Source organism: Streptomyces fulvorobeus (genome assembly GCF_013167895.1).
Classification (GTDB): domain Bacteria; phylum Actinomycetota; class Actinomycetes; order Streptomycetales; family Streptomycetaceae; genus Streptomyces; species Streptomyces fulvorobeus.
In genome coordinates this window covers 4375268-4388980 of the sequence record NZ_BLWC01000001.1, presented here as the reverse complement: position 1 = coordinate 4388980, position 13713 = coordinate 4375268, and the positions used below count along the sequence as shown (strand labels likewise).

The window sequence follows — 13713 nt, the reverse complement described above, 5'->3', positions numbered from 1 at the left end:
TTGAATGGGTCTTCACTGCGCAATTCATCCGTTCGTGCATCCTGGGCGCAGAAGGCGTGCGCGGCTGATAGGGAGTGACGTATGCCATCCGTGAAGCCATCCACCGTTCTGGGACGTCAGCTTGGGGACGAGCTACGTCGTTTCCGTGAGAGTGCAGGTCTGTCCACAGGTGAAGCAGCCGAAGTCCTCGACTGCACCAAGGGCAAGATCAGCCGCATCGAGAACGGTCACGTCCCCGTCCGTACACCGGACCTGGTCGCCCTGATACACGCGTACAACGTGGGGGACCCGGAAGCTCGTGAACGCCTGGCATCGCTTGCCCGTACAGCGAACCGCCGGCGCCGCGAGGGTTGGTGGCACCAATACGGGCCGGTCCTCGGTGACACGTACCGCGATTACATCGAGATGGAGACGATCTGCGACGGCATCAAGACGTTCCAGGTCCAGTTGATCCCCGGACTCCTCCAGACTCCGGAGTACGGAAGAGCAGTAACCGTCGCTTCCCGCGCTTGGCAGACGGCGGAGGAGATCGAACAGTTCGTGCAGGTGAGACTGGCCCGCCAGGAACGCCTGTCAGGTGATGACCCCTTGCAGCTCTGGGCGGTACTTGCCGAAGGAGTTCTCCACCAGCAGGTTGGAGGTCAGACGGTGATGCACGACCAGCTGGAGCACTTGGCCAACCTTGCCGAGCAGCCCAACATCACTGTCCAGGTACTGCCTTTCTCCCGTGGAGCGCACCCAGGTATGTTCGGGCCGTACCTGCTGCTGAGCTTTCCGCGGGTGTCGGCGCTCGATCTCGTACTGACTGAGACTCCGACCGGCAATATCTGGATGGAACGAGAGTCAGAGGTTGCTCATTACCGCGACCTCTTCGACGACGCTCGCACCTCGGCGTTGCCGCCAACGGAATCACTCGGCCTGATCCGACGCATCGCCAAGGAGCACAGACCATGACCCACGCCCGCCTCACTCCGCTGGACCTCGCGGGAGCCAAGTGGCGCACAAGCAGCCATAGCGGAGGGCAGGGAGAGTGCGTCGAGGTCACCGACAACCTCCCCCACCTCATCCCCGTCCGCGACAGCAAACGCCCCACCGGCCCGGCCATCGCCTTCGGCCACGACGCCTGGCGCACGTTCATCAGCCAGCTGGTCTGAGCCGCGCGCCCCGGCCCGGCGCGGGGCCCTCCACTCGACGACTGCCCGGCCACTTCGATGCGTTGCTTCTGAGAAGCGCACCGTGACAGCATTCGACGGGTGTTCGACAACGGGGATGACGTAGCGAAGCCCACCCGGCGTTCAAAGATCGCCGACCTGGCCGACTGGCCGGTGACCGAGGAACCACCGGCAGCACGTGAGGCGCCCGCGCCGGTCACTGCCGTGACGACGGCAGACGATCACCTGGCGGCGGCCCGGCATGAGCTCGCCGTGTTGTTGGGTGAGTTCCGGCGTACGGCGGTGCTGGTGCCGCTGGACGAGGCCGGTGATCTGTGGTCGGCCGACCAGGGTGGCGTTCGGTGGATCTGCGCGTTCTCGGACGAGGAGGCCCTGGCCCGTTTCGCGCGCGCCCGCGGGGATGCCGGGCGGGAGTGGACGTACCAGACCGTTCTGGGTGCGCGGTTGCTGGACGTGATGGTGCCGATGCTGCCGGGCCCGGCGGGAGTGGCGCTGGACGCGGGCAGTGAGGACGGCGGGATGTTGTTCCCGCCGGTGGCGGGCATCGTGCCGGATGCCGTCGCGGTGGAAACCGGGGGGACGCGGTGAGCGGGGAGACTCCCGACCTCGATGTGCCGCCGGAGGCGTTGGCGGCGATCGCGAAGGGGATCGATCTGGCCCACGCGGAGCTGAAGGAACTCGGCATGATCGGCCAGGCGTCGACGGGCCGGGGGTTCTCGGATCTCGCGATGTCGGGGCTGGAGCTGGGGCACGGCGGGCTGGCGTCGGAGTTCCGGACGTTCTGCGACCGCTGGGAGTGGGGTGTGCGGGCCCTGACGCAGAAGGGGAACGGCTTCGCGCTCGGGGTCGGACTGTCGGCGGGTTCCTTCGCGGAGCAGGAGCAGTACGTCAAGGACTCCTTCAAGGTCGGTGTGAACTCCCTGAACGGCAATCCGCACCTGTCCGAGGACGAGGTCAAGGCGATGAGCTGGGACACGATCAGCCGTCAGACCGCGTACGACAATCCGGACTACAGCGCGGAGTCGATGATCGAGGCCCACGGCGAGGTCCAGCAGAATTGGCGGAACACCGCCTACGACGTGGAGGACGCCACCCTCGACTCCATGGAACGCAGCGGACTGATCGATCCGCAGGTGCGGGCGGCGGCGGATGAACGGCTCAAGGAGCAGCTCGATCCGTCGCAGGAGACGATCGACCAGGCTGAGCAGCCGCGGTGGGGGGAGAGTCGCTGATGGTGGACTGGGGAAAGCTCGGCGGCGACCTTTACGACGGAGCCGGCGACCTGGTCGACAAGGGCAAGGCGCTTGTGGGCGAGGGCATCGACAAGGGCACCGATCTCGTCGGCTCCGGTCTGGAGAAGGTCGGTGCCGACTCGTTGGCGGACTCGGTCGAGGACTGGGGTGATGAGACCGCGTCCTCGCTGGGGGCGGAGGTCGGGGAACAGCAGCTCGGGCAGAGCGAGGATGCGAACGAGCTGATCCACGGCAGGCCGGAGAAGATCGCCGCGGCGGTGAAGAACCTGCGGGACTTCCAGAAGGCGTTCGATCTCGTGGGCGGCGGGATGAAGCGGCTCGACTCCGGTCACTGGAAGGGTGTCGCCGCCGAGACGTTCCGGGAGAAGTTCCAGACTCTCCCCACCGACTGGCTGCGGGCGGCCGACGCGTTCCAGGACGCGGCCGCGGCGCTGGAGACGTACGCGGGGGCGGTCACCGGCGCGCAGGCCAAGGCCCGGGAGGCGATCGCTCTCTACAAGGAGGGCAAGCAGGAGTACGAGAGGGCTGCTGCCGCGTTCAGGGAGAAGGCGGCAGCCTACAACGCGGTCCGCAACACCGATCATCCGCTTCCGCATCCGGGGGAGTTCTCCGATCCGGGCACGGTCAAGCGGCAGCACGCGCAGGAGATCCTGGAGGGTGCCCGGAGGGCGCGCAACGAGGCTGCCGAAGCGGCCAAGGGCGCGGTCACCGCCGCCATGGCGCACGCTCCGAAGGAACCGACCGGCCTGGACCGCGCCAAACAGGAACTTGTCGACTACGGCCTGGGCCAGGGCATCGAACTGGCCCACCTCGGTGGCGGTGTCATCAAGGGCACCGCGGGACTGGTGAACTTCGTCCGCTCGGTCAACCCGACCGACCCGTACAACCTGACGCACCCGGCCGAGTACTACAAGGGCGTCAACATGACGCTCGCCGGCCTCGTCTCCACCGCCGCCAACCCCGACCGCGCACTCAAGAACGCCTGGGACGCTGCCAAGGGCGACCCCTCCGAGTTCATCGGGCGACTCATCCCCGAGATCGTCGGCACCAAGGGCGCCGGTCTGCTCAGGGGCGGCCTGCGGGCCGGGATGAAGGACCTGGCCGACAGCCCTACGGGCAACAACCGCAACGGCCACGAGAAGAACCCCGACTCCAGCGCCAAGAAGTGCGGCGACGTCAAGTGCGCCGGAGACCCTGTGGACGTCGCGACCGGGCGCATGCTGCTCCCGCAGACCGACATCGTGCTGCCCGGGTCGCTGCCCCTGGTCTTCGAGCGGGTCTTCGACTCCTCCCACCGGGCAGGCCGCTGGTTCGGATCCGGCTGGTCGAGCACGGTCGACCAACGGCTGGAGATCGACGCGGAAGGCGTGGTGTTCAGCTGCGACGAAGGCAGCCTGCTCGCCTACCCCCACCCGGCGCCCGGCGTTCCCGTCATGCCCACGCACGGCCGGCGCTGGCCCCTGGACCGGGTGGACGACGGCTACACCGTCACCGACCCGGAATCCGGCCACGTCCGCCACTTCGTCGACCAACCCGACGGGGGGCTGGCACTGCTGGCCCAGATCGACGACCGCAACGGTCGCTGGATCACCTTCGAGTACGACGAGACGGGCGCTCCGACGTCGATCGTGCACCACGGCGGCTACCACCTGAAACTCACCACGAGCGAAGGCAGGGTCACCGCCCTGCACCTGGCGGGCGCCGCACCGGACGGCACCGATCAGGAGATCCTCCGCTACGGCTACACCGACGGCCACCTCACAGCGGTCACCAACTCCTCCGGCGAACCCCTGCGCTTCGACTGCGACGAACTGGGCCGCATCACCGCCTGGACGGACACCAACGGCAGCCGGTACGAGTACGTCTACGACGAACACGACCGCTGCGTCTACCAGACCGGCACCAACGGCCACCTCGAAGCCCGCTTCACCTGGGACGGCACCGACCCCGACACCGGCCTGCGCATGACGTCCATGACAGACGGCTTGGCCCACACCACCCGCTATGTGATCAACGACCGCTCCCAGGTCGTCGCCGAGATCGACGCACTCGGCGCCGTCACCCGCTACGAGCACGACCGCTACCACCGCCTGCTGTCGGTCACGGACCCACTCGGACACGTCAGCCGCTCCACGTACGACGAGCACGGCCGCCTCACCGCAGTGGTCCGCCCGGACGGACGGGAACTGACCGCCGACTACAACGACCTCGGCCTACCGGTGCGCGTCAAGCGAGCGGACGGGACGGTCACCCGCCAGACCTACGACGAGCGCGGCAACCGTACGTCGGTCAGTGACGCCTCCAGCGGGACAACGATCTACTCGTACGACGAGGCTGGAAACGTCGTATCCGTGACGGACGCACTCGGGCACCGCTCCGAGGCACGGTACGACAGAGCGGGTCTGCCCACCGTGACCACCGACCCGCTGGGCGCAACGACGCACTACGAACGGGATGCCTTCGGCCGGACGGTCACGGTGACCGATGCTCTCGGAGCAATAAGCGGATACCAATGGACAGTTGAAGGCCGGCTGGCTCGGCGTACAGGGCCGGATGGCAGCGAGGAATCTTGGACGCATGACGGCGAAGGCAATTGCCTGTCCCATACCGATGCCCTGGGTAGGGTCAGCCGGTTCGAGTACTCCGACTTCGACCTCCTTGCAGCACGCACGGGCACGGACGGGGCTCGCTACGAGTTCACCCACGACGCCAATCTGCGACTAATCGAGGTAAGCAACCCACATCGTCTGAAATGGAGCTATCAATACGATCCCAGTGGTCGTCTCACAGCGGAGACCGACTTCGACGGGCGCACACTTGCATACGGTCATGACGAGGCTGGACGCCTGGTCACTCGCACCAACGGGCTCGGCCAGGAGATCCGTTACGAGCGCAATGAAATCGGACAACTGCTGCGCAAACATTCGGACGGTGCGGTCACCACCTTCGAATACGATGTCTTCGACCAACTAGCCTGCGCTGTCGGCCCTCACGTAACCCTCACGCGCATGAACGACCGGCAGGGGAGGCTCAGGACCGAGACCGTAAACGGCCGCACACTGACTTACGGCTATGACACGTTGGGGCGACGGACCTCCCGAACAACCCCATCCGGCGTGACAAGCACCTTGGACTTCGACGCCGCCGGGCGGTGCAGCAGCCTTTCCAGTTCCGGACGAACCGTTGCGTTCACACGGAACGCCGTCGGGCAGGAGACTACCCGGCGCATCGGGCAGTCGATCAGCCTCACCCATGAATTCGACAGAGCCGGCCGTCTCGCCAGCGAGAACATATGGGCACAGGGGCAGAGCCTGAAGCGCCGTGCCTACACCTACCGCGCAGACGGTAACCTCATCGGAATCCACGACAGTGTTTCCGGAACCCGCCACTTCGAGCTGGACACCGTCGGCCGGGTAACAGCGGTCACCGGCACTCACTGGACCGAAACCTACGCTTACGACCAAGCGGGCAACCAGACACAGGCAGCGTGGCCTGTAGATCACCCCGGTCATGAAGCCACGGGCGAACGTACCTACACAGGCACACGGCTCAGCCGCGCCGGCCGCGTTCGTTACGAGCACGACGCGCAAGGCCGCATCGTCCTCCGTCAGAAGACCCACCTCTCCCGAGCCCCGGAAACCTGGCACTACACCTGGGACTCCGAGGACCGGCTCACTTCGGTCACCACTCCCGAGGGTGCGCACTGGCGTTATCTCTATGACCCTCTCGGTCGCCGAATAGCCAAGCAACGCCTGCAGGCACAAAGCGACACAGTGGTAGAGGAGACCGTCTTCGCCTGGGATGGAACCACTCTGTGCGAACAGATAACCTACGCCGATACTCTGGCAAACCCGGTTGCCCTCACTTGGGGCCATGACGGGCTCCGCCCCCTCACTCAGACGGAACGCATCCTCTCGGCCAACCCTGCACAAGAAACCGTCGACGAGCGATTCTTCGCCGTAGTCACTGACCTCATCGGCACCCCGACCGAGCTCATCGACGAGTCGGGCCGTCTTGCCTGGTATACCCGCAGCACCTTGTGGGGCACCACCACGTGGTCTGCCGACAGCATCGCGTACACACCACTTCGCTTTCCCGGCCAGTACTTCGATCCCGAAACCGGACTGCACTACAATTTTCACCGGCACTACGACCCGGAAACTGCCCGATATCTCTCTGTCGACCCTCTGGGTATCTCCCCGTCACCCAACTCGGGTACCTACGTGGAAAACCCCCTTACAAGCGCAGATCCTTTTGGACTTGCTCCTTGCCCTGAAGTCAACCCGAGAAAATTGGATTATCTGTTCAATAGGGACGTGAAGGCGGATCCTCACAACACTCCGAGGGCGATACAAAATGCCAATCAACTGAGGAGTATAGGTTTCCACGACACTCCGGCCTCTCGTCAATTCGTAACCAACCATTTGAAGGAGGCCACTGGAAATGGGTTTTCAGAACATTTCACCAACGAATGGGGTGACTTCGGTAAAACAAGATCCGTGCTATACGGTCCACATGGAATGCTCGGCGTAGAGAGTACATGGCAGATCATGCCCGACGGCGGATACAGACTGTCCACCGTAATATTCCGCAGTTAGGAATCCGGCAGCTGCAATTCCGAGCAGGCAATCGCACGCGAAATACAGGAGAAGTTCCTTGACGGCAGAATTTGTCTCACCTGACCCCAAGAAATCGTTAACGCACTGGGAGTCGAGCCAGAGATCACTGGAGAGACTCAAAGGACCGTGAACCTGGTCGATGTGACAGGCGAGGACCTGGCATTTTCGTACGATGCGGTCGGGCAGTCAGTAAATGTTCGCTGGTGCACACCTTCGGGCAAGGTCATGTTGCATCTTTTCAGAGAGGGAGCCACTCTCCTACGCGTCGACGAGGGAGATGACAAGACCCAACTCGTCGTGGACTTCAGAACGGGAGACACTGCAGGAGAGCTCAGGTTGCAAGTATTCCCAGAAGTTTCCATCTCGGAAACATCATTTTTCTCGTGATTCGCTTGCGAAACTCGACGCGGCAACCCCTTGCACCCAGGAGCCGGACGGGAGAAATGGGGGAAGCACACTTGGCGAAGCAATGAGGCATGTCCCTGTGATCGATGCGAAGCAATCGGTGTTAACTGATGTATGAATTTCACGGTTGGTTCGGAGTAGCTGAATCCAGCGAAGAATCAGATGCCGGAAGTCTTGACTCCGGCATTGTCGATCTGCGGGCGCGGATCGACGAAATCGAATGGGAGACCGGTGAAGTTTCCCTGAAACTTCACAATGGCGAGTTTTTCGTTCTTGCCAATGGACTCATGAACCGGCGCCGCGACGAAGCCGCGGACCTGGACAACCTTCTCCATTACATTGCGAGCCGTTTCCCCGGTTCGTGGGGGATCCTTTATGAGCGTTCTTCGGACATGGATGTACCGCCAGGACAAGGGGCATTCCGCGTTCGCGTTATGGCCAGGGGTGCAGTCAGTGTTCGCTTGGACCCATCCCTTTCCCCGGTCCGGCCAACCATCGAGGACTGAACTCGAGTGAGATGGCAGCATCGACTCCCCTCCCTCGGAGCATCAACAGCTAATCAACTATTCCTTGCAATATCACGTATGGGCAATGAAGGTATTCGTCCAGGTCAACAATGATCACGAGGAAAGTAAAGGATGGCTGGGCTTGGGAACGTGGGGAGTAACCAGCCTCGGCTGACGGCGCTCCCTCGACTGGAGACCGCTTGCCCCGCTTCTGACGGCCCCAGGGCGGACGGTCATCCACGGTCAGGCGTGTGTGTCAGTCCACCGCGCTCCTCACCTCGGCGCGGACCAAGGTGACCTGATGGGCGATAGACCCCAGCAGGTAGCGGAGACAACACCAGGTGGGCAGGTGAGCGAAGCATCGAGAAGAAAGTTGCTACTCACAAAAGAAGAAAGGGAAAGTAGTGAATCAGACAAGCCTTCCATAATGACATGTTCCTGCACTTGGTAGGCGCCAGAGAATCCTCGCCTGGGCAACCACCGAATTTGCCCGACTTACACGGTCAATCACTCCGCCTGACTGCAGGCTCAGCACCGAGTCGCTTCACGATCTAGCCATCTGGGTACGGTCGGTAGCCGAAGACCACGCATTCCCTAAAACCCTGATCGCTCATACAGGGTTGCAGAACTTTCCCTGGCTCAAGTTCCTTTGCCTTTCTCCAAACTGGCCGGCGATTCTGCTGGAGGTGATCGGGCGAGACCTGACGATCCTTTCGGAGAGCGGGGAAAGATGCTTGTGATCTTCGAAGACGAGCACGAATACATCGCCTTCGTTGCGTCACAGAAATAGCGCACGCGGTACGTGGCCCCGTGGCAAGTAGTACATCGAGCCCGCCAGCCCGCTCGATGTACTCGAGCGGGCCGAGACGATCCCGCCCCCAATCCCCTACGGGGCGGAGGCCGCCGCGTCTCCCCGCCGTGGACCCGCGCACCCTGTACGGCCTGAAGTTCCGCGCGGTGCTTCCACCGCGCCTGGCCGAGGCCACCCTCGCGGCCAGGCCGGTCGATCTCGGCGGTGCCGCCTCGGCGCTCCGGGAATGCGGGAATCCGGGAATCCGGGAATCCGGGAATCCGGGAATCCGGGAATCCGGGAATCCGGGAATCCGGGAATCCGGGAATCCGTCTGATTCTCAGTGCCGCGCCCGGAGCGCTGAGGCCGTCGCGCCATCCGCCGGTCAGGCCACCCGCAGGCCCGGCGCCGGATAGGCGTCCATCAGGGTCTTCACCTGGGCGCGGACCTTCGTGATCGTGGCCTCGTCGCCCGTGCGGGCCGCCTCGACCGTGAGGTCGATCCAGTGCGCGACGGCGCCCATCTCGGAGGCGCGGATGCCGCGTGAGGTCAAGGCAGGCGTGCCGATGCGGATACCGGACGGGTCGAAGGGCTTGCGGGGGTCGTACGGGACTGTGTTGTAGTTCACCACGATGCCCGCACGGTCGAGCGCCTTGGCCGCGAGCTTACCGGGGACGGCCTTGGCGGTGAGGTCGATCAGCAGGAGGTGGTTGTCCGTGCCTCCCGAGACCAGGTCGAAGCCTCGGGCCGCCAACCCCTCACCCAGAGCACGCGCGTTGGCGACCACCTGGTGGGCGTAGTCGCTGAAGCCGGGGTCTGCTGCTTCCTTCAAGGCGACCGCGATCGCCGCCGTTGTCTGGTTGTGCGGGCCGCCCTGGAGGCCGGGGAAGACCGCGCGGTCGATGGCGCGCGCGTGCTCCGCCCGGGACAGCAGCATCGCGCCGCGCGGGCCGCGCAGGGTCTTGTGGGTGGTGGTGGACACGACGTCCGCGTACGGCGCGGGCGAGGGGTGCGCGCCACCGGCGATCAGACCGGCGATGTGGGCGACGTCCGCGACGAGGACGGCTCCGCTCTCGCGGGCGATCTCGGCGAAGCCGGCGAAGTCGATCGTCCGGGGCACGGCGGTGCCGCCGCAGAAGATCACCTTGGGGCGCTCGGTGAGGGCCAGGTCCCGTACCTCGTCGAGGTCCACCCGGCCCGTGTCGCGGCGTACGCCGTACCCCACTCCGCGGAACCAGGTGCCTGTGGCGGAGACGCCCCAGCCGTGGGTCAGATGGCCGCCCATCGGGAGGGACATGCCCAGAACGGTGTCACCGGGCTTGAGGAACGCCAGGTAGACGGCGAGGTTGGCCGGTGAACCGGAGTACGGCTGCACGTTGGCGTGGTCCATGCGGAAGAGCGCCTTGGCGCGCTCGACGGCGAGGCTCTCCACCTGGTCGATGTTCTGCTGGCCCTCGTAGTAGCGCTTGCCCGGGTACCCCTCGGAGTACTTGTTCTGGAGCACCGTGCCGGACGCCTCCAGCACGGCGGCCGACACGTAGTTCTCACTGGGGATCAGGCGCAAGGTGTCCGCCTGGAGCTGTTCCTCGGCGGCCACCAGGGCGGCGATCTCCGGATCGGCGGAGGCCAGGGCGGGGTGGCGGGTGACGGGTGCGGTCATGGGCGTTCTCCCGGGTCGGTCGCATCGCTGCGGTGCGGACCCGGATGCCCAGGCGGACGGCTCTCCGGCGGTGACGCTCCCGGGCGGGCCCGGGGTGTGCCGCTCCCTCGTGGTCGATTCCACACAGGACCCCTGCCGGGGTACGCGCCAGTCGCGGCGTTGCGCACTCTACCGGCCGACGCGAACGGCGGGGCGGATATCCGGCCTGTGGACCGCCGATACGGGGCCGCCGGAACGTGTGTCGACCGAGTGATTCGGACGTGAGGAAAACGGGCAGCTACCGGGAGACTTGAGTGCGTTCGACGGTTGGGGGACCGTATGTCGGCGGGGGATCATCAGCACGACGGGCCCGAGCCGGGTCCCTGGCAGTCGTACGGCGGGCCGCCGGAACCGCCGACCGGACCTCCCTCGGTCGGGCCGCCGCAGCCACCGGCCGGTCCTCCCTCGGTCGGGCCGCCGCCCCCGGGCGCGGCAGTGCGTTCCGTGGCCGTCGCGTTGCTCAATCTCACGGGTCTCGGCCTCGGTTACGCGCTGATGCGGCGCTGGGCCAGGGCGGCTCTGTGCTGGGCGGCCACCGGTGGGCTGCTGCTGGCCGCGCTGCCCGCCGAAGCCGATGGGATGTCCACGGGGATCGTCGTCGCCTTCGTCGTCCTTCTGGCGCTCGCCGCCGCCGACGGGGCGTGGACCGCCCGGCGTACGGCCGTGGGCGGCTCATGGCGGCCGTTGGTGGCGGCCGGGCTGGGTGTGGTGTTGCTGGGGGTTCCGGCGTGCGCGGTGGTCGTGTACGGCTCCGAGCGGGACGAGGCGGTCGAGCAGATGCTGCTCGACCGGCTGGAGAAGGGGGACCGGGCCGTCGCCGCCGCGTCCGGGAAGCCGTTCCCGACAGCGCGGGCGGAGTACCGGTCCGCACTCGCCGTCTACCGCGAGCTCGGGGAGGAACACGCCGGTTCACGGGCCGGGAAACTGGTGCCCGCACGGCTGAAGGCGTACTACGAGGCGGTCTCGGCACCGTACCGGGCGAAGGACCACTGCCAGGCCGTCGAGCCGCTGACCTACCTGCGGACCGTGCCGGACTCGGTCGACCCGGGACTGCTCGGCCCGCTGGCCGGGTGGCCCGACGACCCGCTCGCCGAGTCGCTGTACGGGTGCGGGGTGTCCAGGCTCGGTGACGGGAGCGACGCGTCCGACGCGTCGGACGGCGGCGACCTGGGTGAGCTGCTGCGTACGCTGCCCGACTCCGCACCGGCCGGGAAGGTCGGCCAGGCGGTCACCGGGAAGATGGCGGAGCAGACCCGGGCGGTGCGCGGGGACGAACCCTGCGCGGCGACCGAGGTGTTACGGCGCATCGGCGCCACCGTGGCCGCGATGCCCGACGAGACCGTGTCCGCGCTGAGCGTGAAGGCCGACGCCGCCGTCAGGGACGGGGTCTACGCCTGCGGGGTGGACGAGTTCAGGGACAAGAAGTTCACCGAGGCGCGGGAGACGCTGACCGGCTTCGCCGACACCTACAGGAAGGACGGGCGCCGCGGGCACGCCCGGGACATCGCCATCGCCGCCGAGATAGCCGAGGACCGGCCGGCGGCGGGAAGGAAGCTGCCGCCCCGCAGGAAGCCGGGCGGCTCCCGGATGGAGCTCGTCATCAGCAACGACGCGCCGAGCGCGGTGGAGATCCTCTACACCGGACCGGTCTCAGGCACCGTCGAGCTCAAGGGGTGCGGAAGCTGCGAGCGCTACAGCCCGTCGACCGGGCCGGATCGCGCCTGCCGGGCGAGCGGCAGGAGCTACCCGAAGGCGACACTCCGGCTGCCCGCGGGTGACTACCACTTCCTGTACAAGCACGGCACCGGCGCGTCTGCGGACGTGGACAGCTACTCGTCGGGGTCGAAGGTCGAGCCCGGTTACACGTACACGAGTTGCACGTACGTCACGACCGAGCGCGACTCGTCCCCGGGGCTCGACCTGCCCTCCATACCTGGCCCGCTCAACCCGGCGGCGGCCGGCTGACGGGACGGCCGCGCGGACGGCCGGGTGGCGGCGGGGGCGGGGGCGGCCGGGTGGCGGCGGAGGCCGTGTCCGGCTTCCTCGCGGGTCCACTCGCCGCACCCGAACACCAGTCCCCGGTTGCCCGGCATGAAGGGGGATTTATGCCGGGACAGGAGGGTGGTCGTCGAGTGTCGCGGCTCCTGGCCTCGGCTTAGCCTGAAGGCCCAGGAGAGGAGAACCGCATGAGAGCGACCTGGAAGGGGGCCATTTCCTTCGGCCTGGTCACGATTCCGGTGCAGCTGTTCACCGCCACGGAGGAGCACGACATCCCGCTCCGCCAGGTACACGAGAAGGACGGCTCCCGAGTGCGCATGCGGCGCGTGTGCGAGGCCGAGGACACCGAGATCTCCTACCAGGAGATCACCAAGGGCTACGAAGCCCCGGACGGCAGCATGATCATGCTCTCGGACGAGGACCTCGCCGAGCTCCCCCTTCCCAGCAGGAAGCTCATCGACGTGCTGGCCTTCGTCGACGCGGAGACCATCGATCCGCTGATGTTCTCCAAGGCGTACTACGTCGGCACGTCCGACCGGGCAGCGGAGAAACCCTACGCACTGCTCAAAGAGGCCCTGACGGAATCCGGACAGATCGCGGTCACGAAGATCGCCATCCGGTCGAGGGAGTCGCTCGCCGTCCTGCGCGTGCACGAGGACACCCTCGTCCTCCACACCTGCCTGTGGCCCGACGAGGTCCGGCCCGCCGCCGGCGTCGCGCCGGAGGGAGACGTGCAGATCCGGCCGCAGGAGCTCCAGATGGCCAAATCCCTCATGGACATGCTCTCCCAGGACTTCGACCTGTCCGCGCTCCACGACGAGTACCAGGAAGCGCTCCAGCAGGTGATCGAGGCCAGGCTCCAGGGCGTCGAGCCCCCGCACGGAGCGGAGGCCGCTCCCACGGGAGGCAAGGTCATCGACCTCATGGCCGCTCTGGAGAACAGCGTCCGCGCGGCCAGGGAGTCACGTGGGGAGCAGGCCGGCGAAGACGAGGAGACGGACGCCGAGGTCCGGACGCTGCCCTCCCGCAAGAGCACCGCGAAGAAGGTCCCGGCGAAGAAGACGGCGTCGAAGAAGGCCACACCGGCCCGCAGGACCACGGGCGCCGCGGCAAAGAAGACCGCCGCGGCGCCGAAGGAGTCCGGCGGTGAGAAGACCTCCACCGCCGCGAAGGGCGCGCGCAAGAGCGCCGCGAAGAAGACGGCGGCCAAGAAGGCCACCAAGCGCGCCTCCGCCTGACCTGGCCGCCGCGCCCCTCACCGCCGGCCCACA

Annotated in this window: 9 protein-coding genes; 8 read left to right on the top strand and 1 reads right to left on the bottom strand. The window is 66.4% G+C overall.

Features of this window, described 5'->3' with window-relative positions:
• The first annotated feature begins 81 nt into the window (after positions 1–81).
• The 6 genes from Sfulv_RS19960 (at position 82) to Sfulv_RS19935 (ending at position 7955) form a co-directional block, all read left to right on the top strand.
• A complete protein-coding gene (locus tag Sfulv_RS19960) occupies positions 82–954 on the top strand; it encodes a helix-turn-helix domain-containing protein (RefSeq protein WP_173315957.1) in 873 nt (290 codons plus the stop codon).
• The gene (locus Sfulv_RS19955) at positions 951–1154 is read left to right on the top strand and encodes a DUF397 domain-containing protein (protein WP_218578054.1); all 204 of its coding nucleotides are present in this window, start codon (positions 951–953) and stop codon (positions 1152–1154) included. Before Sfulv_RS19960 ends, Sfulv_RS19955 begins: the two co-directional genes overlap by 4 nt.
• A gap of 99 nt (positions 1155–1253) precedes the next feature.
• The gene (locus Sfulv_RS19950; protein ID WP_173315956.1) at positions 1254–1760 is read left to right on the top strand and encodes an SseB family protein; all 507 of its coding nucleotides are present in this window, start codon (positions 1254–1256) and stop codon (positions 1758–1760) included.
• On the top strand, positions 1757–2404 hold the full coding sequence (locus Sfulv_RS19945; protein ID WP_173315955.1) for a hypothetical protein: 648 nt from the start codon (positions 1757–1759) through the stop codon (positions 2402–2404). Before Sfulv_RS19950 ends, Sfulv_RS19945 begins: the two co-directional genes overlap by 4 nt.
• On the top strand, positions 2404–7023 hold the full coding sequence (locus tag Sfulv_RS19940) for a putative T7SS-secreted protein (RefSeq protein ID WP_173315953.1): 4620 nt from the start codon (positions 2404–2406) through the stop codon (positions 7021–7023). The genes Sfulv_RS19945 and Sfulv_RS19940 overlap by 1 nt, the downstream gene beginning before the upstream one ends.
• A gap of 536 nt (positions 7024–7559) precedes the next feature.
• Complete coding sequence (locus Sfulv_RS19935) at positions 7560–7955, top strand: Imm7 family immunity protein (protein WP_173315951.1); 396 nt, start codon at positions 7560–7562, stop codon at positions 7953–7955.
• 1175 nt (positions 7956–9130) lie between these two features.
• Here Sfulv_RS19935 and glyA read toward each other — a convergent pair.
• On the bottom strand, positions 9131–10405 hold the full coding sequence (gene glyA, locus Sfulv_RS19930; protein ID WP_173315949.1) for a serine hydroxymethyltransferase: 1275 nt from the start codon (positions 10403–10405) through the stop codon (positions 9131–9133).
• Between the two features lie 474 nt (positions 10406–10879).
• On the opposite strand from glyA, the gene Sfulv_RS19925 reads away from it, so the two are divergent.
• Together Sfulv_RS19925 and ku are read left to right on the top strand one after the other, a co-directional pair.
• The gene (locus Sfulv_RS19925; RefSeq protein ID WP_173315947.1) at positions 10880–12409 is read left to right on the top strand and encodes a hypothetical protein; all 1530 of its coding nucleotides are present in this window, start codon (positions 10880–10882) and stop codon (positions 12407–12409) included.
• Between the two features lie 221 nt (positions 12410–12630).
• Positions 12631–13680 (top strand): non-homologous end joining protein Ku, encoded by a 1050-nt coding sequence (gene ku / locus Sfulv_RS19920; protein WP_173315945.1) that lies wholly within the window; start codon positions 12631–12633, stop codon positions 13678–13680.
• The last annotated feature ends 33 nt before the right edge of the window (positions 13681–13713 follow it).